The sequence below is a fragment of the Proteus vulgaris genome, assembly GCF_011045815.1.
In the GTDB taxonomy this organism is placed as follows: domain Bacteria; phylum Pseudomonadota; class Gammaproteobacteria; order Enterobacterales; family Enterobacteriaceae; genus Proteus; species Proteus vulgaris_B.
On the sequence record NZ_CP047344.1, the window covers coordinates 4,105,206 to 4,125,966 of the forward strand.

Genomic DNA, 20,761 nt, shown 5'->3' on the forward strand with positions numbered 1-20,761 from the left:
AAGTCGTATGAAAAAGGCGCATTGGCTTACTCTTATTCTCAGTGGTTTAATTCTGACAGCACCGGCAAGTGCTGAAGAGAAAAAACCGCTATTACAAGAGGGTAAAAAGACTCTCTATCAGCGTGTATTAACCTACCCAGGTTGCCAAGTGGCAGACACAATTGGCGCAGCAGGTAAAGAACAACCCGCATTTAGCCGTTTTTATGTATATCAGCGTCAAAAACAAGGCGCTAATGAGTGGTTACAAGTCGGCCCTGATAGCTTGGGTCATATCAGTGGATGGATGAATGCAAGCTGTACATCTGAATGGAAAATGCAATTAACGCTGGCTTTTACTAACCCAGCGGGTCGTAACCCCATGCTATTTTTCAAAGATAAACAAACGGTTGAAGGCTTACTTGAAAGCCCGACTCCCGAAAAACAGTATCAACCTTTTTTAGCTGATATCAAAAATCAAAAAATCAATCCGGCTGTTTTAGCTAAAGAGCCTGATTATATGATTGATCAGAAAAGTAATTTTTATCTGTTACCTGTACTAGGTTCAGATGAAGTCTTTACTGATGCGGGCTATAAAGTGCGAGTCCTCAATGTGGCCTCTGTCTCTTCTCAAACCAAAGACAGCAAAGAGGCACAGAATACAAATGCAACCGCAAACAATACAAAACCGGCCACGCCAGACAGCAAAGATGCTGACAATATGATGCAAGGTTTTTCTGCGGCTGTCGTGTTTGTTATCGACTCAACAATATCAATGGACCCTTATATTGATAGAACCAAAGAAGCGATTCAGAAGGTTTATGCTCAAGTCGAAAAAGACAATATGTTGGATAAGGTAAAATTTGGTTTAGTGGCATTTCGCTCTAATATCAAAGCTGTCCCCGCATTGGAATACGACAGCAAAATGTTTGTCAACCCCAATGACGTAAAAGATGGCCCTGATTTCCTAAATAAAGTAAAAGAGTTACGCCAAGCAAAAGTCTCAAGTAGTCGTTTTGATGAAGATGCATATGCTGGTGTTATGCAAGCCCTTGACGACGTTGATTGGACACGTTTTGGTGCGCGTTACGTTATTTTAATCACTGACGCGGGGGCATTAACGGGGGATGATCCTCTTTCATCAACTAAGCTCGATGCTGAACAAATTCGCCAAGAAGCCGCTTATCGTGGTGTTGCACTTTATACACTGCACTTAAAAACCCCATCGGGGGCAAAAAATCATGCTTCTGCACAAGCGCAATATGAGACATTGACGCTGAATCCGTTCTTACACAAATCCCTTTACTACCCTATTAACTCAGGGGATGTAAATAGTTTTGGTCGGATGGTCGATAGCCTTGCAACTGCAGTAACCACGCAAATTCAAACCGCTTATCGCGGTGAAGCCACCGTAGGCAGTGCACTAAATGCCGATCCTACTTATAGCAAAAATAAAGAAACTGATGCCTTACTTAACGATGCGCATGATTTAGGTTATGCCATGCGTTTAGCGTATTTAGGTGAGAAACAGGGCACAAAAGCACCTCCAGTCTTTAAAGCATGGATTAGTGATCGAGACTTATTACAACAAAATATACCAACAACAGAAGTACAAGTATTACTGACCAAAAGTGAGCTTAGCGATTTAAGTGATGTGATGAAAAAAATCGTGAATGCTGCTAATGAAGGGTTGATCTCACCTGACAATATGTTTGCTGATTTACGTTCGATTGCCGCAACAATGGGTAACGATCCAAATCAAATCAAACAAGGCTCTGCGACAAAATTGGGTGAAATGGGCTTGTTGGGTGAATATATTGAAAACCTGCCCTACTTAAGTGAAGTGCTTGGTTTAGATGAAGAGACTTGGAAAAGTTGGGATGGTCTTGAGCAAGAGAAATTTATCCGCCGATTAAATACAAAGTTACAATATTATCAACGTTATAATGAAGATGTTGATCGTTGGATATCCCTTGCGCCACAAAGTGATCCACGCGATCACGTTTACCCTGTTCCACTGGAAAACCTGCCTTAATGATCCAGATTGAAGGCATGGCAATTACGCGTGGTGATGCGCAACATGGTTTTCGTGTTGCGCTTCCTTCATTGATCCTTGAAAAAGGAGAAATTGGCGCACTAACCGGATTAAGTGGCTGTGGAAAAAGTACCTTGTTGGAAATGATTGGGCTTATTTTACGCCCTGATGAATTAACCCATTTTCAACTCGATGATGATTTAACTCTCACACAATTCGTACTAAGTAATGAGCAAGCACAACTCGCATCATTACGAGCAGAGAAATTGGGTTTTATGCTTCAAAGTGGCGGGTTACTGCCTTTTTTAACCGTCATGCAAAATATTCAATTACCTCGCAAAATGCTGGGGTTAACACCGCACTCCGCTTGGCTCGATCATGCAATTGACCATCTGCAATTACGCCCACTGTTAACTCGTCTTCCACGCCAACTCTCCATTGGTGAGCGCCAACGCGCAGCGTTTATTCGCGCTATCGCACACGAGCCAGCATTATTACTTGCTGATGAACCCACAGCAGCCCTTGATCCCCATAATGCACAAGCGCTGTATGCACTCATTGTAGAGATGGTAAAACAACTGGAGATCTCTGCACTGGTTGTTAGTCACGATTGGTCTTTAGTCGAGCGTTTTGGATTTAGCCACTATCATGCGCAACTCGAAGGAGGCGGTAGTGTCTTTATCAAACAATAGCGCCAATCCTAATCGTCTTGGCTTACTCAGCTCACTTGCTTGGCGTGACTTAATTTACGATCGCAAAGTTGCACTCTGTATTGTGTTTTCTCTCGTTTCTGTGATTGCCCCATTGTTACTGCTGTTTGGCTTAAAAAATGGCATTGTGACACAGCTTCATAATCAGCTACTCAACGATCCCCGTAATCTTGAAATACGTATGTTAGGCAATGGTAATTACCCGCAAAGTTGGTTTAATGAAATTGCGAAAAAAGAAGAAGTCCGCTTTGTTATCCCATTAACACGAAGTTTAAATACACAAGCTGATATTGTGATTGATGGACAACATTTTATTGATAATGCAGAAATCATACCAACAGCAGAAAACGATCCTTTATTAGAGGGTGTGGCTATACCTAACAATGCAGACACGTTAGTACTCTCCGCCAATGCTGCGCAAAAATTACAGGCTAATGTCGGTGATAACATCCGATTATTTATCAGCCGCAAACTTAATGGTGTTAATGAACGCGCAAAGCGTACCTTTACTGTGGGTGCCATTATCAGTGATAGCAAATTTTCAAGAGCAGCAGCCTTTGTTTCTCTTGATGTTTTAGTCGCAATGGAAGATTACCGAGATGGTTATCAAGCTCCTCTTTTTGGTATTACACAAGGTGTTGAGGCAAAACCAAGAACTCAGTTTGCTAAAGCTCGTCTTTATGCCAAAAATTTAGATAGCATCGCACCATTAGATGATTGGTTTCGGCAACAACACATTGATGTGATAACACAAAAAAGCCAAATAGATTCTGTAAAAGCAATCAGTTATGTTCTTAATGTTATTTTCTCTGTCATTGCTTGGGTCTCACTATTAGGTTGTATCGCCTCATTAATTGGGGCCTTTCTTGCCAATATTGACCGCAAACGCAAAGATATGGCGATCCTACGCCTGCTGGGTTTCCGTCAATTTGCTGTTTCTTTATATATTGTATTACAAGCGCTGCTATTAACGAGCGTTGCCTTTATTTTAGCCCTTGGGCTTTATGGGATTGGTAGTCGCTTATTTACCACATTATTAGGCACCCATTTACCTGAACAAGCCTTTGTTTGCCAGTTAACGTTTTGGGATCTCTTGATTGCTATGTGCAGCGCCTTACTTGTGGCCTTAGTCGTTGCCAGTATTGGGGCATTACGTGCCGTTTCAATTGAACCTGCGGAGAGCTTACGTGAAATTTAATTTATCGCTTTTAACTTTATCATTTGCGCTGTTATCTAGCAGTTTTATGGCATCAGCCAAATGGGATGATAAATTTGTTAACCCAAAAGCCTTACCTGATGATGTGATATTGCCATTTCCTTGTGAAGGTTCGATGGTCTTTCGCCAAGTAACTATCCCTCTCAGTCAGCCTTTACAAGACTACAGCGTTACGTTAGGGCAAGAAGGCGATGAGTGGGGTTATTTAGAGCAATCACGAGCTGAACATATTGCTGGTAGCTTCCCACTAAAAGGCAAAGAAAAAGGCCGCTATTACCTTATGGCGAAATATCCCGTTACTGATCTGCAATATAACGCTATGCAAAGCACCATTAATGGTAAAGAGTGCCCTGTTGCCTCAAATAAATTACGTTTACCGAAAGTGAATATTAGCTGGTATGAAGCCATGCAGTTCGCTGATCAATATAATCAATGGTTAAGAAGCCATCATCCAGAAGCATTACCCATTGAAGATGGCGCAAAAGGCTTCGCACGGTTACCGACAGAAACAGAATGGGAGTTCGCAGCGCGTGGTGGCCTAAAAGTCTCAGCGTCAGAATTCCGAGATATTCGTTTTCCTATGCCGGAAGGCACCAAAAACTATATTTGGTCGGCAGGCAGCCAATCTGCTAACGGCTCTTTACAGCTAACGGGTCTGTTATCGCCAAATCCTCTCGGATTACATGACATGTTAGGTAATGTCGCTGAAATGATGTTTGAGCCTTTTCGATTAAACAAACTCGACCGTTTACACGGACAAGCGGGTGGATTTATTGTACGTGGTGGTAGTTATCTAACACCAGAGAGTGATATGCGCAGTTCATGGCGCCAAGAAGAGCCTTATTACACCAATACGGGTGCGAATAAAAATAAATACACAGGCTTTCGTTTAGCTGTTGTTGCTCCAGCATTAACATCACGCGATAAGATCAAAGAAATAGAAAAAGAGTGGCAGCAATTAGGCAATGAGAAACCAGCCAGCAACAACTCAAAAACTAATAGCGATAACTCCATCAATAGCCTGAATACACTCTCAACCCAAGTGCAAGATGAAGCATTGAAAAAACAATTAGCTGAATTAAAAAACACCTTACGGGCAAATGCACAACTACGAGATGAACAGCGTGATCAAGCTATCCGTACCTCACTACAATTAGGTGCTTTTTTATGTACCAAATTAAAAGATGATGGCGAGTTCTATGACAGATTAATCGCATTACATGAAAAAAACTGTCCTTCAGGCACTAAAGATGCCACATGTGAACGACGTCAAGAACAAGTTAACGAACATAAAAAAACGCTCGACTTTGTTGTGAGCTATTACGCTGACACATTAGTGGATATGGCAACCACATATGACGCCTCTTTAGTTAAACCGCAAATTGACGTTGTACGCCAATTAATGGAAGCCAGAGGTAAATCAAATTTAAATACGTACCTTTCAACGTATATGCAGGGGCTCCAAGGATATTGGGCTAACGGTAAAGTATCACGGAATGAATGGCTCGAAGCATGTAAAAAACAATAACAGAGACTTGGGATAATAGGTGTGGTATGAACAAACAACTTATGGCGGTACTTGGCATTAGTGCATTACTTGCCTTATCAGGATGCCAAAGTAATAACGGTACTGATCCTCGTTTGAAAAATAATAGTGATATGGAGTTTTTCAGCAAATCAGGTATTACTGCTTGTGCAGGCGGTGCAGCAATTGGCGCATTAGGCTGTTTAGTCTCAAACTCCAGCAATAAAGGCGCTTGTATGCTCATTGCAGCTGTAGCTGGTTGTGGTGTCGGTATTGGTGCAAATGCCTATTTAGACAACAAACGCCAAAATTACGCGACAAAAGAAGAGATGCTCAATTCTATGATTGCTGATATTCAAAATGAAAATCAGCGCTTACAAAGCGCCTCTAATACGGCGAAAGCGGTTATTGCTGATGATAAAAAAGCCCTTGCAAAAATTGAGCAAGATATGAAACAACAACGCCTTAATAAAGCCGCTGCTGAAAAACAATTAAAAGGTATTGATGCCAATATTGCAGCACTTCGTTCTCGTTTAGCGGATATGAAAAAACGTGAAGGTGAATGGCGTGATATTGCTGCACAAAGTCGCCAAGATGGCCTAAAAACGGCACAGCTTGATAAACAAATCAATGGGATGAAGCAACAAGTAACCTCTTTACAAGAAGAACTTGATAGCCTTTATACCCAACGTACAGCAATAAAACTTAGTTAACGTTAAAAAGGATGATAATGAAACTTTTACCTCTTTCCCTTGTTGGCATGACCTTACTTTTAAGCGGTTGTGTCACCAATCCCGCTGATTGTGATCCAACAACGGGTGATGTCAGTATAATTACTAAATTTAACTGTAATTATTCAGGGACTTATGATAATCGCATTGAACAAAAAAAAGCGATTTTAGGTAATGAACAAGCATTAAACACCGAGTTTAAAGCTGTTCTTGCTGCCATTGAGAAAGAAAAACAACAGACCAATGCAGATCTAAAAAGTAAACAAGCTAGCCAACGTGCATTAAGCCAATCAATGAATAATCTGTTAAATCAAATTCGCCAAAAAACTAAAGGGCAAAATGATATTCAAAAGCAGATCAATGAAATTGATAAGCAAATGAAAGTGGCACAAAACAATCCATCAAAATCAGTGATGGAAAAACAACTTGAGTTAGAGAATTTACAAAATCAAATCATTAGTCTACAAAGTGATCTAGGACTTAAATAAATCCCCAAAGGCTCTCTAGAAAATAGAGAGCCTTCCTTTTGTATCTACTTTTTCGTTTCATTATTTATTTCTATTACTTATTATATTAATTATTAATAAATTTATTAATAATTAAATAGACACTTTAATAAAATAACCTTATTTAAGTATATGTACTATTTTTTATTCCATTAAAAACAAACTCATTATTATAATCTCCCCGCTTCATAATACGTTCTCCGTTTTTTATTTATGGGATATAACTAATGAAAACAAAATTATTATCAACTTTATTTATTAGTGGCTTATTGGCGACCTCTTCTGTTTATGCTCAAGATGATTTTAAATTAGATAAAACCACACTTTCAGCGGGTTATGCACAAGTTAAAATGGCAGGTCAAAATCCAATGCATGGTGGTGTATTCTCTATTCGTCAAGAAATCAATTCACAATTTGGTATTTTAGCAACAGCCACTTATGCTCAAAATGAATATGATTTGAATAAGCCTGTTAATACTTTTTTTAAAGATGTAAATGCACGTTATTATTCTGTAATGGCAGGCCCTACATTACGCTTAAATGATTTTATAAGTGTTTATGGCACCGCAGGTATGAGCCAAATTCAATTTAAATCTGAAAGTTCAGAATTAAAAAAATTAAAGAAAAATGCATTTAGTTGGGGTGCTGGCTTAATCATTAATCCAGCAGAAATGGTTTCGATTTCTGTTGGGTATGAGAATAGTCGTTTTAAATTCAAAGATACCGACAATAAAATTATTTTAGACGGTTTTATTGCTAATATCGGTTATCGTTTTTAAATAAACTTAAGCACATATTATTTTATGATATGTGCTTATCTTATAATTATATTCAAAGAAAAATACATTTTCACTTAAGTTTTTAATCCCAAAAGCTAAACTTTGTATCATCTATGACAATACCTTATCATTATTAAAAAAATTTATTATTAGCATTAAGCCTAAATACGTTAAAAAAATTTATGAAGGTAATAAAGTTATAGAGCTTCGAAAATTAGTGTGATTAAATTTTATACAAAACAATAAAATATATATTTATAGCTCATCGCCTAAAAAATCCATTATAGGTCATGCTTATATCGAAAAAATAGAAAAAGCGACTAAGCGTGAAATAAAACGATCCTATTTAGATAAAATTGCCATCTCAGCCGATGAATTAGAAAACAACCTTGTTGGTGATAAAAAAGGGATCCTAATTTGGTTAAAAGAGATAATTGAATATGAAAAACCGATCCCTCTTGCAAAACTAAAAAAACTGGTTTCACTGCACCACAATCTTATTGTTATGTTTCAGATGCACTTACATTATTACTTAATGAAAACACGTAAAAACAAAAATGCCTCTGCTTTATAAAAACAGAGGCAAAATAATTCAAAAGACCCACACCAGGGGAATAACACAGACTCCGATTGTCTAAAAAACCACTACATTAAATCTTGATACGTGCCTAGCTGATAATCTCTTTCCAAAATGGCATGCTGTAATGCGCTATCTGTTAATACTTCAAGTTCGGTTAGACGCTGAAAACAATAACCACTTGCGCGTAATGGATTATCGACAAAAGCAGGATGCGTCATCACTTCTAACGATTGCTCATGACGTGCTTTAGACTCATCAAGCACCCTTAAAAAGAGGGCTTGTGTAATTTCATCACCATAAAATTGACTATCAAAACCATCACTACTTATCACACCTTGGGTATCAATCCCTTCTTTTTGTGCTAACGGTCTGTCAACCCGCATTGGTAATGACTTTTCTTTGGCAAACTCCGCCACAATAGGAAAGATTTGCTTAAACATATGCACATGGTGATGACTATCAATATGGTCTGGCACACAACCAAAGATCTCAATGAAACGCTGATATTGTGCGTTAAGCTCAACACGAATTTCATCAAGCGGTAAATTGCCCTCTTCTGCCATTTGCCATACCCATTTCCCTAATACACCTTCACGCGTTAAAGAAGGTAAAGGAGACAGTGGTTTACCCATCGTCAAAGTAAAGTGAAGCCCAACACCTAAGCCAGGCAACTCATGACGCAATTGTGCTGCATGTTCAATTCCCTCAGCATTGACAAGTGCCGTTGTTGAGCTAACAACACCATGACGAAAACACTCTACAATACCGTAGTTTTGGCCTTTACTAAGCCCAAAATCATCCGCATTCACAATCAATAAACCAGCCATTCTGTCTCCTTATTACTTATATTTATCTGCCGACAATTAATGAGAGGCTTTTTCTAACTCTGCAATTGCTTTAGCAAAATGAGGTAGATGTGCTTTATGCGCTAATAACATTTCACGAGTAAGCACTTCTGCATCTTTGTCGGAAAGCACCAATGGCGTTAAATTCATCGCTAATAAAGCGTCATTTAATTCACCGCTAATAGCCGCTTTACTGGCTGCGATTTCAAAGGCTTTAATGGTGTGAATTAATCCCATTACTTTTTCATCAAAATGCGTTAAACGAGGATGAGGTTTAGCACCATTTCGACCTAAAATTGCAGTCACTTCAATTGACCAATCTGCGGGAATATTATCAATATGACCATGATGTGGAATATTCACATAATGCTCAGCTTGTTTATCATTATAAATAGCATTAATCACTTCACAGGCCGCATCAGAATAATAGGCACCACCACGTAATTCCAACTCTTTCGGTTTGATATTTAAATCAGGATCTTTATATAACTCAAACAGTTGTTTCTCGACCTTTTGTACTACTTTAGCACGAGCTCCGCCTTTGTAATATTCACCCATTTCTATAGCCAACATCTCTTTTTGCTTAAAGTAATAAAGCAAATAAGAACACGGCAACATATTAAGAGAACGAATTAGCCCTTCACTAAAAGGTAAATCAAAAATATTTTTCACCGAACCTGCGGTTAATGTTCCTGAAGCGACACCATCCAATAATTCAGGAAAACGGGATTGACCATTTACAATGACATCTTTAATAAACACCATATGATTTAACCCAAATAAATCAATGGAGAGTTCATCTTTATCTGTTAACTTAAGCACATCTGTAATAAACATCTTCATACCAATTGGGATATTGCAAACCCCAATAAATTTCTTAAAGTTAGTATGACGATAAACGGCTTCAGTTACCATGCCCGCTGGATTGGTAAAGTTAATGATCCATGCATTAGGGCAAATTTCTTCAACATCCTTAATAATATCGAAAATAACAGGGATCGTGCGTAGCCCTTTAAATAACCCACCCGCGCCATTGGTTTCTTGTCCTAAATAGCCGTGACTTAACGGGATCGACTCATCAAGCTCTCTTGCTTTCAATTGACCCACCCGCAATTGTGTTGTGACAAAATCAGCATCTTTTAACGCTTCACGGCGATTAAGGGTTTTATAAACGGTTAAAGGAATACCCGCTTTTTTTACCATGCGTTGGCAAAGCTCAAAAATAATATCAAGCTTCTCTTTTCCTTCTTCTACATCCACTAGCCATAATTCAGTGATTGGTAATTCATGATAACGCTTAATAAAACCTTCTAACAATTCAGGCGTATAACTACTTCCACCACCAATGGTAACGATTTTTAATTTATGACTCATAAAATACTCCCATACAGCACAATAATGCTGTTATTTGTGTATTAATGGCGAAATTAAGACGTAAAGAGCCATGAAGAAAATAAGCTTATTTTCTTCTTTCTCTCTATTTCAAATAAAATCAATCTTTATTATTGATTAATTTTTTACGCTTAATAATGAATTAGTTTGTTTCTTTAATACTGCACAAATTTTTTCGATAACTATTTGGCGTCAATGATGTTATTTTCTTAAATGTCTTAATAAATAGACTTGGGCTACTATAGCCAGAATCAAAAGCAATATCGGTTATCGAATAATTTGTTATTTCTAACTGTTTTTTTGCAAAATTAATTCTAATATCATGAATAATTTGCATAGGCGTTTTATCGTAATAACGCCGTGTTGCCCGTGTTAAATACTCTTGTGATTTTCCTGATAGCATCACCATATTAACAATCGCATTTTCACCAAATTTTTGTTTGTCATGCATCTCGCTTACGGTGTCTCTTAGCCATAAAGGAATATCATCTTGTGTTCTATTTTCTCGATGGTGTCGTAATCTGTTCACCACATTAAAGGTGACAATTTCAATAAATTCATTAAATTCTGTATGGCGGAAATTTAATGAACTAATAACAGATTCAATATAAGAGAGAAACTCATTTTTTAATTCATAAACCTGTGAGGCAATAAAATAAGAAGGTAATAACGAGAGATAATGTTTATCAAAAAAAGCTTTACTGATCCCTACATTTAAAATACGTGTCGCACCAAAATCATAAAAACTCTGATGGTGAGAGCCAATGGGAATAAAAACAAAATCACCACGCTCTAATAAAACCTTTTTGCCATTTATCTCTTGATAATAACGTCCTGTTAAAACAATGGTGAATTCATAATAATCATGTTGATGCAGTCCACTGACACTTTCTGTTTTATTATAAATAAAGACATGAAAATTTTTGCCATTAAATAGCTGATCTTCATAGACCATGCGTATTTCGCTTTGTGCTCTCAATGACTCCACCACAGTATTCACCTTATTTTATCTTTTCATGCAACTCAATTAATTCTGTCACTAACTCTCTGGCTAACATTGATGTCATTAAATGATCTTGTGCATGGACTAAAACTAAACTGACTTTCGTTTTTCCGATACCTTGGTCATCACCAATTAAACGTGTCTGTATTTTATGAGCTTCATTTAAGGCTTCACGTGATTGCTCCATTAACTTTCTAGCACCCTCAAAATCACCTTCTTTGGCTTTTTTTAATGCACCATAAGCGACACTGCGTGCTTGGCCTGAATTAATGATAAGGCCCATGATTATCTCTTCAAATTCATCTTCTGTAGCACTGCTATCAACTGCATTTTCAATATCTAACATGGTATATCCTCTTTGACTCTAAGAAGTGCAGATAAACCTCTGCACTTCTTTTTCTATGACTTAAAATTTCAATGCATTGGCAATATCTTCTTCACTCTCCTCTTTCTCAATTTCAGTTTGTGCTTTGTTTGAGATGATGACGAAAGGAAGATAAATCAGTGTTGCTACACCCAAGTTAAACAGCGCTAATAACAGTGCTGCAATACTGCCGTTAGTATTAAAGAATGCACCTAACCCTGTTGGCATCGTCCATGGCGCTATATTTGTTACTGGTGGGATTATCCCTAAGTAATAAGCAGTCACAGTAATTGCAGCAAGAATAGGTTGAATAAGAATAAAAGGAATAAACATCACTGGATTCATAATCACAGGTAAACCAAAAATAATCGGCTCATTAATTTGGAATAAACCTGCTGGTAATGCCAGTTTAGCAACTTGGCGATGATCCGCACGACGGGATGCAATAAAGATTGCAATAATAAGCCCCAGTGTTGCCCCTGTACCGCCTAAGAAGATAAAGGAGTCTAACATCGGTTTCGCCCAGAGATGGAACGTTTTACCGGCTGCCAAAGCAGCTTCTACTGAACCGTATTCAGTATAAAGTGATACGTTTTCTAATGCCCACGGTGTCATAATGCCACTATCAAGTGCAGCAAGTGCCAGTGAACCATGAATACCAAAGAACCACAGTAGAGAGGTAAAAATAACGTATGCCCAACCTACAACAGAACCCATTGATGCTAATGGTGTTGAGATAGAATCTAAAATAATTTGATGGAAATTTGTTTCGTACGTCGCTAACCCCCACGAAATAATCCCCATAATTGATAAAATAATAAAACCAGGAATTAACGCAGAAAAAGAACGCGAAACAGAAGCGGGGACACTATCAGGTAATCGAATAACCCAATTACGACGCACAATAAAGGTAAACATTTCAGCCACAACAAGACCAATAATGATCCCTGAAATAATATTTGCCCCACCTAGCCAATTAGCGCCAACAGCATAAGCCCCAGCTGCATTGTAAGGTGTTACCGTCATAAAGGCAGCAATAGAGAGTAAGCCTGCTGCAATTGGATCAACTTTTCGCTCTTCTGCCAATGCCATTCCGATAAAGAACGGCGCCATCAACGACATTATACCTAATGTACCGTTATAGACATTCCCCCCAATAGCTTTAAACCCATTGAGTGTTTCTATTGTTGACGCATCAAGGCGGATACCTAGAGAATAAAAAAAGGAGCCATCACCAAAACTAAGAAAAACGTTATTGATAAGTACAAACATTGCCCCTGCAAGGGTTAACGGCATTAAACGAATAAAGCCATTTTTAATCGCATTAACGTGAGGTTGCTTTCCAATTTTAACCGCAAAAGGAAGGAGTACCTTTTCAAGTGAACCAATGAACTTACTCATAGAAAAATACCCTTTAAATGCCGCTAATTACTCGGCTTGCTGAAAAATTCGCTCTTTGACTGGAATAAAAAATTTAAATAATAAAAAAATAAAATTAATTTGTTGTTGCAGATGCTTTTTTAATAGAGGCGACAGCGGCTTTTAACACGCCTAAGCCATCTACTTTTCCATATAACAGAGAATCGATCACTTCGACCGGTTTATTCGGGAGTAATTTTTGGATATCAGGTAACATCCAGCTAATTTGTGGACCCAGCAAAATCAGATCCGCATCCTGCCCTTTTTGTGCAGCTAAAGTTTCAGGAAAAGCTTCAATGACCACAGGCACATCATATTTTTCTGCTTGTGCTCGCATTTTGGTCACGAGAAGGGATGTTGACATGCCAGCAGAACAAAATAAGTAAATATATTTTTTTTGCATAAAACCCTCTTGAATTGGCAACGATTTACCCTAGAGATAACAAGGTTTTCTCTTGTGCATTCATTACTGTGTCAGTACAGAAACCAAAGTAAGATTAAAATAAGGATTGTTTCTGCTTGAATGAAGTATACGCAATGATACTAACTAACGATATTTCTTATAGGTTAAGAATTGTCTCTCCTTGACCTGCTCTTTTGACACTCTTCACAAATTGAGCAAATAATCTTAAGAGTTCTTTCACGTCACAAAATTTGTTCTTTATTTTCCTTTAATGATCTCTCGCAAAATTTCGCCATTTTAGTCAAGTTAACCCTTTATTATTATGAGAATGTGAATTAGTATCATTACTCTTTATACTTTTGATGGTATTATCATCTTCTTTGTGGATCGACATTTAAGCCACTGCTGTAAAGATCCGTCTTATTTCGTGTTGCAACAATATGGGAAAGAGAATGTTTAAAAAGTCATTAAGCCCACTGTTTTTACTGCTTTCTTCACTTGTTATCGCTGGTTGTGATAACGCTCAAGACACATCAACAGCACAATCAGAAGAGAAACAAACTCTCACGATTGAACATTTTCAAGGGACAACTGAAATTCCAGCTCACCCACAGAAAGTGGTTGTGATGAATATGGAAACCCTTGATATTATTGATGCATTAGGTGCTCCTATTGTTGGTCTGCCACAAACCAATGTTCATTTACCTAAATTCTTAGAAAAATACACCAACCCAAACGACTACATCAATGAAGGTGCGTTATTCGAGCCAAACTATGAAAAGCTCAGCACAACAGCGCCTGATTTAATTTTAAGTGGTAGCCGTGCTCGCGATGCGTATGCGAAATTAAGTGAAATTGCGCCTGCAATTTCAATGGATATCGACCCTAAACGTTTTGTCGAAAGCCTTGCTGAACGTACAACAACATTAGGTCAAATTTTTGGCAAAGAAGAACAAGCCAAAAAATTATTGGCTGATTTCAATAGTAAAATTGATACTGTAAAAGCCAAAACACCGGATGCTGGCAAAGCGATGGTTGTGCTAGTTAGTGGTGGTAAAATTTCAGCATATGGCCCAGGCTCTCGCTTTGGCTTTATCTATGACGTATTAGGTTTTGAACCTGCTTATGTTTTTGATAGCCCAGGTTCACACGGCAACATCGTCAACTCTGAATTACTGTTAAAACTTAACCCAGATTGGATGTTTGTTATTGACCGTGACGCTGCGATTGGTCGTGAAGATTCACAACCTGCGCAACAAGTCCTTGATAATGCGCTGGTAAGAAAAGTAAATGCTTGGAATAAAGACCAAGTTATCTATCTTGATGCAAGCTCTATTTATATTTCCGGTGGGATCCAAACTTACTCTCGCTTAATGGATACTATCAATCAAGCACTGGATCAAAAAAAATAAAGTAACTGAATGAAAACGTTCCATTTATCATTGGGGATAGGACTTGTTGCTATCCTCTCAATGATCAGTCTATTTGTCGGCGCAGGAGATATTACTCCTGCTTCGCTTTTTTCTGATCCCGATATGCGCGATATCTTTTTTATCAGCCGTGTTCCAAGAACCCTATCATTATTGCTCGCCGGTGGTGCCATTAGTGTTGCAGGCTTAATTATGCAACTACTAACCCAAAATCGTTTTGTCGAACCCTCTCTTGCGGGAACCACTCAATCGGCAAGTCTTGGATTATTAGTCGTTATGTTGCTCTTTCCAGCAGCTGGCATCTTTACCAAAATGTTGGTAGCGACCGTTTTCGCCCTTCTTGGTACTTTGTTATTTATGCTGCTTCTGCAAAGGATCACATTAAAAACGACACTAATAGTGCCTTTAGTGGGGATTATGCTTAGCGCTGTTATCGGTGCGTTGACTATCTTCTTAGCTGTTTATTTCGATTTATTGCAATCTTTAGATGCATGGACAAGTGGCGATTTTTCAAGTGTATTACAAGGCCGCTATGAACTCTTATGGCTTGTTGGTGTGCTTGCGTTAATGGCATGTTGGGTTGCTGATAGCTTTACTGTGGCTGGTATGGGACGTGAATTCTCCATTAATGTGGGACTTAATTACCGCAAGGTGATGATCATTGGATTATCCATTATCGCACTGATTAGTGGTGTGGTTGTGTCTGTTGTTGGTGCCTTACCTTTCCTTGGCTTAATTGTACCTAATCTAGTGAGCTTAGTGATGGGTGATAATATTCGTAAAACCATTCCATGGGTTTGCTTGAGTGGTGGTGCGATTGTTTTATTGTGTGATGTATTAGGCCGACTTATTCGCTACCCGTTTGAAATTCCTGCCAGTGTTATTTTAGGCGCTGTGGGTGCCGTCATTTTCCTTTTTTTACTACTAAAGCAGCAACGTTATGCAAAAAGTTAATTCATCCATAATTAGCAAATGTACTGGCGCTGCCGAACATAAGAAAATGCGCCTTTCACCCATGTCTCGTATCTGGTTATTATTAGGGGCATCGTTATTATCTATTGTGTTATTTATGACGATAAACCTAAACGGCAATATTTCTTATATTCTGACTCATCGTGCCTACATTATTCTCACCATGATTGTGGTGGCATTTGCAGCTGGTGTTTCGACTATCCTGTTTCAAACCATTGCCAACAACCGTATTTTGACTCCTTCATTAATGGGTTTAGAAGCGCTGTTTGTGTTACTACAAACCGTGTTTGTCTTTTTTGAAGGCGATATGCCTGCATCATGGATGTTGAACTTATCAAAATTCTTTTTAGAATCAACATTATTGGTGCTATTTTCGGTTGTACTTTATCGTTGGTTGTTTAGCTCCGTACGTTTTAACATCAATTTAGTCCTGATGATTGGGATTATCTTAGGTACGTTATTTCGTAGTTCAGCCACACTATTGCAACGTTTAATGGATCCTAATGAGTTCTCCATTTTACAGGGTCGCATGTTTGCCACCTTTACCCGAGCAACGCCTGACCTTATCTTTTGCGCTTTAGCCATTATCGTTGTCGTCGGTATCTTACTTTGGCGGATGCGCTATAGCTTCGATGTAATGGCATTAGGCCAAGCGAATGCGATTAACCTTGGCATTAATTACCGCAAGCAAACCACTTATATCTTATTACTGATTTCTGTTTTAGTCGCTGTTTCGACCGCTTTAGTCGGCCCATTAACCTTCTTAGGTTTAATTGTCGCTAACCTTGCTTACCATATCAGTGGTAGTAGTCAGCACCGTTTCTTAATGCCTGTTGCCTTTTTACTGGGTACTATCGCCTTAATTGGTGGGCAACTCGTTTTAGAATATGGTTTAAAAATGACAGGAACACTTTCTGTTGTGATTGAGTTTGTCGGTGGGATGTTCTTTATCTATTTGGTGTTAAGAAGACTTTAATATGATTGAAATCAGCAAGATATCAAAGCATTATCAAGATATAACCGTTCTCGATAATATTACAACAACAATTCAACGTGGCGGAATTACTTCGATTATTGGTCCTAATGGTGCAGGTAAATCCACACTGCTTTCTGTTATTGGCCGTTTATTAATTCCTGAAAGTGGCATGGTCAGTGTTAACGGCATGGATGTTGCGGCAACAGATAGTGATGTGCTGGCAAAAAACCTCTCAATACTGCGCCAAGAAAACCAATTCGTCAGCCGTTTAACCGTAGAAGAATTAGTTGGATTTGGGCGTTATCCTTACAGCAAAGGCCGTTTAACGCTCGAGGATAAAAAAGTGATTGATGAGTCATTAGCTTTTTTAAATCTAACTGAATTTCGTCACCGCTATCTAGATGAATTATCGGGTGGGCAACGTCAACGTACCTATGTTGCGATGGTACTATGCCAAGATACAGAATATGTCATGCTTGATGAGCCACTGAATAATCTTGATATGAAACATGCGGTAATAATGATGAAACTTCTGCGAAAAGCTGCAGATGAATTAGGGAAAACTATTATTATCGTTATTCATGATATCAATTTTGCCTCTGTTTACTCTGACTATATTTTAGCCATGCGTAATGGACAACTGTATTATCACGGCTCACCTAAAGAGATCATGAAAGCAGATATTATCGAAGATATTTTCGACACACCCGTTGACGTTAAAGAGATCGATAATAAGCTAATTGCTATGTATTACTAATTCTATTTAGCCCAATTATCATCAATAAAAAGCATGTTGTTCCCTTAACAATATGCTTTTTTATTGCCTCCTCCCTTGCTGAAGTAACTCAGAATCAATATCTTCAAAAATAGATTGCCACTCATCGTCATCAATATCCATTAGCCCAAAATAACGCAGTAAAAAAGTGCCTTCTGTCGCCAAAAAAGCCAGCCTTGCTCGTTTTCCAGCCTCTGTTGTTGTATCTAACCCAGCTAATCGCTGTTGATACCACTCTTTTGTACTTTGCAGATATTCTGGTGTTTGTAGCAATGCTGCCATTAAACTCGCCCCTTTAGCAAAAGAGATTTGATCATGTTCCAGCGTTGCATGAATATGTGCAGTAACACGATTTTCAGGTGAATTGTCATTTTCAATCACCTCTTTAAATTTCGTTTCATAGCACTCTTCCCAGCGCTCAAACATTGCATCAATCATTGCCTCTTTACTACTAAAACAGTATTGAACTCCCCCTTTTGATATTCCCATTTTTTTCGCCACCGTATCAATGGTTAATGCCGCAGCACCTTGCTCCATTACAATGTCGAAGATAACTTCTAACAGTTTTTCTCTATCAATAGTTCTTTGACGCCCCATAAAAAAACCTCTTTTAAATACGGTCGTATGGATTTATATTATAGCCGCTAGTAAAAATAATACACATAAAAATAACTGAGATTTCTATGATAAAAGATTATAAACGTTGGATAGTATTACTTTTGGTATCTAGCATGCTGTTTCTCATTGTTGTTGATGTAACCGTGCTTTATACCGCATTGCCACGTTTAACTCATGATTTAAACGCAAGTGCTTCAGAAAAACTTTGGATAATGAATGCTTATCCATTAATTGTTGCTGGATTATTACCCGCAGCAGGTATGCTGACCGATAGAATTGGTCATAAAACGCTGTTTATCTGTGGTCTTCCTCTTTTTGCAATTGCCTCTCTATGTGCTGCTTTCTCACCGACAGCAACCACTTTAATTGCTTCCCGAGGTTTTTTAGCCGTGGGTGCTGCAATGAGTATGCCTGCAACACTATCAATAGTTCGCCAAGTTTTTAGCGACCCACAAGAGCGAGCTATTGCGATTGGCATTTGGTCTGCGGTTGCTTCTGGCGGAGCGGCTTTAGGCCCTTTAATTGGTGGCATGTTGCTTGAACATTTTTGGTGGGGCTCTGTCTTTTTAATTAACGTCCCTATTGTGCTGATTGTCTTGCCGTTCTCTATTTGGCTTATTCCTACATTTGCAGGACATGGTCGCCATAAAATCGATTATTTAAGCTCAGTACTTATCTTAATTGGTTTGATCAGTGCCATTTATGCCTTAAAAGAGATAGGAAAACCTTATACACAGTGGGATGAAGCTACTATTGCCACCATTATTGCCATCGTTTTCCTCACCCTATTTACTCTACGCCAACGTAAACAGGCTCATCCGATGATTGACTTTAGGTTATTTAAAAACCGCTTTTTTAGTATCGGTATTTTAATGGCCATACTTTCAATGGTAATTATTGTTGGGATTGAACTACTACTCAGTCAGCGCTTACAGCTTGTTGCTGGTTTTACTCCTTTAAATGCGGCATTAGCCATATTACCTATTCCAATTGGCTCTGTGTTGGCATCCCCTTTAGCGGGCTATTTTTTAACACGGCTAGGTGAAGTTCGCCTGATCATCAGTGGATTTCTACTCACTTTAGTGGGAAATCTATGGTTAATTGCTATTTATCAAACAACATCTCCAATAGTATTAATTGGTAGCTTATTCTTAATCGGCTTTGGTTTAGGTATTATTTTTACCACGGCATCTACATCAATTATGTTAAGTGTCGCAGATAGGCAAGCGGGAATGGCGGCCTCAATTGAAGATGTAGCTTATGAGCTGGGCAGTGTGATTGGTGTGACATTTATGGGCAGTTTGATGAGTACGGTGTATACCTTAAAACTGATATTACCTGACTCATTAGCTATCAACGATGCAGCTTATGACAGTTTAGACGAAGCCCTGATTGTGGCAGAAAAATTACCCATTGATATGGCTTCTCTTGTGATATCTCAAGCAAATTTAGCCTTTGAAAATGCCTTTTTTGTGGTATTAGTTACTACCGCAATTATTACAACACTTAGTTTGATTTTTTTACCTTATTGCTTACGCCATTCTGTTAGGAAAACCATCGTTTAATAGAGTGGACATATTATGCAAAAACGCACTTATTAATAAGTGCGTTTTTATCATAATTATCTGATACATACATTAACTAAAACCTATCGATATCCAGCGCATCCATACTAAAATGAGAAGGCGATTGCCCCATCTGTTTTTTGAACATTGTCGAGAATGAACCAGCACTGTTATAACCCAAGTCAAAGGCAATTTCAGTAATACCGCGTCCAGATAAGATTTGTGTTAATGAATTCAATAAGCAGACTTGTTGTCGCCATTGTGAAAACGACATTCCTGTTTGTTGGCGGAAAAAACGGCTAAAAGAGCGCTCACTTTTATGTAATCTATCTGCCCACTGTTGCGGTAAAGAATCTATTTTCGGGTTACGAATAAAATCACGACATAATTTAGCTAATTTACTATCTTGTGGAATAGGCGCAAAAAATGGTAACGGTTTTGCTTTCGCTAATTCGCATAAGATTAACTGCATTAAAAGGCCATCTCGCCCTTTTTTATCATATTCTGCAGGCACATCTACAGCTTCAAGCAATAGTTGACGAAAAAGAGGAGAAACACTAACTACTTCACATTGTTTGCTATGGCGAGGTGCGGCGGAAGGCTCGATATACAAGCTTCTAGTACTCACATCTAACATACGAGTTTCATGCCCAGTTTCTGGTGGGATCCACACACCACAAGATGGTGGAATAACCCACTCACCATCATCTGTACTCACTTCAATTAATCCCGTAGCAGGGTATAAAAATTGCGCTCGACGATGTTGGTGTGTTTCTAGCAACGTATTGGGCAAATAGTCTGTACCCAGCGCAATAACATCTCGGTCAAGTGAATCAACGCTTTTTAGCGGTACATTTCTCACTCTTTTGGCCACTCTCTTTTTATTTTCGTCCTTTTTAATATAGCAGTTCTCACGCACTCTACACACTGGCAAATAATGA

General features: G+C 38.5%; 20 protein-coding genes. 12 read left to right on the forward strand and 8 right to left on the reverse strand.

Going from position 1 to position 20,761, the window contains the following annotated elements; all coding sequences use genetic code 11:
- Nucleotides 1–7: 7 nt before the first annotated feature.
- From GTH24_RS19205 to GTH24_RS19235, 7 genes are all read left to right on the forward strand, one after another.
- Nucleotides 8–2,011, forward strand: a complete 2,004-nt coding sequence (locus tag GTH24_RS19205; RefSeq protein ID WP_072068890.1) for a vWA domain-containing protein — start codon at nt 8–10, stop codon at nt 2,009–2,011.
- A complete protein-coding gene (locus GTH24_RS19210; RefSeq protein WP_082151777.1) occupies nt 2,011–2,703 on the forward strand; it encodes an ABC transporter ATP-binding protein in 693 nt (230 codons plus the stop codon). Before GTH24_RS19205 ends, GTH24_RS19210 begins: the two co-directional genes overlap by 1 nt.
- Nucleotides 2,684–3,919 (forward strand): ABC transporter permease, encoded by a 1,236-nt coding sequence (locus GTH24_RS19215; protein WP_072068891.1) that lies wholly within the window; start codon nt 2,684–2,686, stop codon nt 3,917–3,919. Before GTH24_RS19210 ends, GTH24_RS19215 begins: the two co-directional genes overlap by 20 nt.
- Nucleotides 3,909–5,465: a formylglycine-generating enzyme family protein gene (locus tag GTH24_RS19220; RefSeq protein WP_241253999.1), complete on the forward strand. Its 1,557-nt coding sequence runs from the start codon at nt 3,909–3,911 to the stop codon at nt 5,463–5,465. Before GTH24_RS19215 ends, GTH24_RS19220 begins: the two co-directional genes overlap by 11 nt.
- A 26-nt stretch (nt 5,466–5,491) precedes the next feature.
- Nucleotides 5,492–6,175 carry a hypothetical protein gene (locus GTH24_RS19225; RefSeq protein ID WP_072068892.1) on the forward strand — a complete coding sequence of 228 codons (684 nt, stop codon included), beginning with the start codon at nt 5,492–5,494 and terminating at the stop codon, nt 6,173–6,175.
- A gap of 17 nt (nt 6,176–6,192) precedes the next feature.
- Nucleotides 6,193–6,681: a hypothetical protein gene (locus GTH24_RS19230; RefSeq protein WP_072068893.1), complete on the forward strand. Its 489-nt coding sequence runs from the start codon at nt 6,193–6,195 to the stop codon at nt 6,679–6,681.
- A gap of 245 nt (nt 6,682–6,926) precedes the next feature.
- Entirely contained in the window at nt 6,927–7,478 is a 552-nt protein-coding gene (locus GTH24_RS19235; RefSeq protein WP_072068894.1) for an Ail/Lom family outer membrane beta-barrel protein, read from the forward strand.
- Nucleotides 7,479–8,123: 645 nt separating this feature from the next.
- Here the strand turns inward: GTH24_RS19235 and chbG are convergent.
- The 6 genes from chbG to GTH24_RS19265 form a co-directional block, all read right to left on the reverse strand.
- The gene (gene chbG / locus GTH24_RS19240) at nt 8,124–8,885 is read right to left on the reverse strand and encodes a chitin disaccharide deacetylase (RefSeq protein ID WP_164526846.1); all 762 of its coding nucleotides are present in this window, start codon (nt 8,883–8,885) and stop codon (nt 8,124–8,126) included.
- A 36-nt stretch (nt 8,886–8,921) separates the two neighbouring features.
- Nucleotides 8,922–10,277 carry a 6-phospho-beta-glucosidase gene (locus GTH24_RS19245; protein ID WP_164526847.1) on the reverse strand — a complete coding sequence of 452 codons (1,356 nt, stop codon included), beginning with the start codon at nt 10,275–10,277 and terminating at the stop codon, nt 8,922–8,924.
- Between the two features lie 160 nt (nt 10,278–10,437).
- Entirely contained in the window at nt 10,438–11,250 is an 813-nt protein-coding gene (gene chbR, locus GTH24_RS19250) for a transcriptional regulator ChbR (RefSeq protein ID WP_241254100.1), read from the reverse strand.
- Between the two features lie 46 nt (nt 11,251–11,296).
- The gene (gene chbA, locus GTH24_RS19255) at nt 11,297–11,644 is read right to left on the reverse strand and encodes a PTS N,N'-diacetylchitobiose transporter subunit IIA (RefSeq protein ID WP_072068898.1); all 348 of its coding nucleotides are present in this window, start codon (nt 11,642–11,644) and stop codon (nt 11,297–11,299) included.
- A gap of 60 nt (nt 11,645–11,704) precedes the next feature.
- Entirely contained in the window at nt 11,705–13,063 is a 1,359-nt protein-coding gene (gene chbC, locus GTH24_RS19260; protein WP_072068899.1) for a PTS N,N'-diacetylchitobiose transporter subunit IIC, read from the reverse strand.
- Between the two features lie 94 nt (nt 13,064–13,157).
- The gene (locus GTH24_RS19265; RefSeq protein ID WP_072068900.1) at nt 13,158–13,484 is read right to left on the reverse strand and encodes a PTS sugar transporter subunit IIB; all 327 of its coding nucleotides are present in this window, start codon (nt 13,482–13,484) and stop codon (nt 13,158–13,160) included.
- A 452-nt stretch (nt 13,485–13,936) separates the two neighbouring features.
- Between GTH24_RS19265 and GTH24_RS19270 the strand changes: the two genes are divergently transcribed.
- The 4 genes from GTH24_RS19270 to GTH24_RS19285 are packed head-to-tail and all read left to right on the forward strand — an operon-like array spanning nt 13,937 to nt 17,619.
- Nucleotides 13,937–14,896, forward strand: coding sequence for a siderophore ABC transporter substrate-binding protein (locus GTH24_RS19270; RefSeq protein WP_072068901.1), 960 nt, complete (start codon nt 13,937–13,939; stop codon nt 14,894–14,896).
- A gap of 9 nt (nt 14,897–14,905) precedes the next feature.
- Nucleotides 14,906–15,868 carry an ABC transporter permease gene (locus tag GTH24_RS19275; RefSeq protein ID WP_164526849.1) on the forward strand — a complete coding sequence of 321 codons (963 nt, stop codon included), beginning with the start codon at nt 14,906–14,908 and terminating at the stop codon, nt 15,866–15,868.
- Nucleotides 15,855–16,862 carry an iron chelate uptake ABC transporter family permease subunit gene (locus GTH24_RS19280; protein ID WP_072068903.1) on the forward strand — a complete coding sequence of 336 codons (1,008 nt, stop codon included), beginning with the start codon at nt 15,855–15,857 and terminating at the stop codon, nt 16,860–16,862. The genes GTH24_RS19275 and GTH24_RS19280 overlap by 14 nt, the downstream gene beginning before the upstream one ends.
- 1 nt (nt 16,863) lies before the next feature.
- Nucleotides 16,864–17,619 carry an iron ABC transporter ATP-binding protein gene (locus tag GTH24_RS19285; RefSeq protein WP_072068904.1) on the forward strand — a complete coding sequence of 252 codons (756 nt, stop codon included), beginning with the start codon at nt 16,864–16,866 and terminating at the stop codon, nt 17,617–17,619.
- A 60-nt stretch (nt 17,620–17,679) separates the two neighbouring features.
- On the opposite strand, the gene GTH24_RS19290 is transcribed toward GTH24_RS19285, so the two are convergent.
- On the reverse strand, nt 17,680–18,234 hold the full coding sequence (locus GTH24_RS19290; RefSeq protein WP_115351079.1) for a TetR/AcrR family transcriptional regulator: 555 nt from the start codon (nt 18,232–18,234) through the stop codon (nt 17,680–17,682).
- Nucleotides 18,235–18,320: 86 nt separating this feature from the next.
- Between GTH24_RS19290 and GTH24_RS19295 the strand changes: the two genes are divergently transcribed.
- A complete protein-coding gene (locus GTH24_RS19295; RefSeq protein WP_164526850.1) occupies nt 18,321–19,820 on the forward strand; it encodes an MFS transporter in 1,500 nt (499 codons plus the stop codon).
- A 76-nt stretch (nt 19,821–19,896) separates the two neighbouring features.
- Here the strand turns inward: GTH24_RS19295 and GTH24_RS19300 are convergent, their stop codons facing one another.
- Entirely contained in the window at nt 19,897–20,682 is a 786-nt protein-coding gene (locus tag GTH24_RS19300; protein ID WP_072068907.1) for an AraC family transcriptional regulator, read from the reverse strand.
- Between the last annotated feature and the right edge of the window lie 79 nt (nt 20,683–20,761).

What these genes read in the sequence shown, in the direction of transcription:
- GTH24_RS19285 (WP_072068904.1), top strand. Translation starts at nt 16,864, where the DNA reads ATGATTGAAATCAGCAAGATATCAAAGCATTATCAAGATATAACCGTT.
- chbR (WP_241254100.1), bottom strand. Translation starts at nt 11,250, where the DNA reads ATGGTCTATGAAGATCAGCTATTTAATGGCAAAAATTTTCATGTCTTT.
- GTH24_RS19205 (WP_072068890.1), top strand. Translation starts at nt 8, where the DNA reads ATGAAAAAGGCGCATTGGCTTACTCTTATTCTCAGTGGTTTAATTCTG.
- GTH24_RS19230 (WP_072068893.1), top strand. Translation starts at nt 6,193, where the DNA reads ATGAAACTTTTACCTCTTTCCCTTGTTGGCATGACCTTACTTTTAAGC.
- GTH24_RS19245 (WP_164526847.1), bottom strand. Translation starts at nt 10,277, where the DNA reads ATGAGTCATAAATTAAAAATCGTTACCATTGGTGGTGGAAGTAGTTAT.
- GTH24_RS19295 (WP_164526850.1), top strand. Translation starts at nt 18,321, where the DNA reads ATGATAAAAGATTATAAACGTTGGATAGTATTACTTTTGGTATCTAGC.
- GTH24_RS19265 (WP_072068900.1), bottom strand. Translation starts at nt 13,484, where the DNA reads ATGCAAAAAAAATATATTTACTTATTTTGTTCTGCTGGCATGTCAACA.
- chbG (WP_164526846.1), bottom strand. Translation starts at nt 8,885, where the DNA reads ATGGCTGGTTTATTGATTGTGAATGCGGATGATTTTGGGCTTAGTAAA.
- chbC (WP_072068899.1), bottom strand. Translation starts at nt 13,063, where the DNA reads ATGAGTAAGTTCATTGGTTCACTTGAAAAGGTACTCCTTCCTTTTGCG.
- GTH24_RS19290 (WP_115351079.1), bottom strand. Translation starts at nt 18,234, where the DNA reads ATGGGGCGTCAAAGAACTATTGATAGAGAAAAACTGTTAGAAGTTATC.
- GTH24_RS19210 (WP_082151777.1), top strand. Translation starts at nt 2,011, where the DNA reads ATGATCCAGATTGAAGGCATGGCAATTACGCGTGGTGATGCGCAACAT.
- GTH24_RS19280 (WP_072068903.1), top strand. Translation starts at nt 15,855, where the DNA reads ATGCAAAAAGTTAATTCATCCATAATTAGCAAATGTACTGGCGCTGCC.
- GTH24_RS19275 (WP_164526849.1), top strand. Translation starts at nt 14,906, where the DNA reads ATGAAAACGTTCCATTTATCATTGGGGATAGGACTTGTTGCTATCCTC.
- GTH24_RS19225 (WP_072068892.1), top strand. Translation starts at nt 5,492, where the DNA reads ATGAACAAACAACTTATGGCGGTACTTGGCATTAGTGCATTACTTGCC.
- GTH24_RS19235 (WP_072068894.1), top strand. Translation starts at nt 6,927, where the DNA reads ATGAAAACAAAATTATTATCAACTTTATTTATTAGTGGCTTATTGGCG.
- GTH24_RS19270 (WP_072068901.1), top strand. Translation starts at nt 13,937, where the DNA reads ATGTTTAAAAAGTCATTAAGCCCACTGTTTTTACTGCTTTCTTCACTT.
- chbA (WP_072068898.1), bottom strand. Translation starts at nt 11,644, where the DNA reads ATGTTAGATATTGAAAATGCAGTTGATAGCAGTGCTACAGAAGATGAA.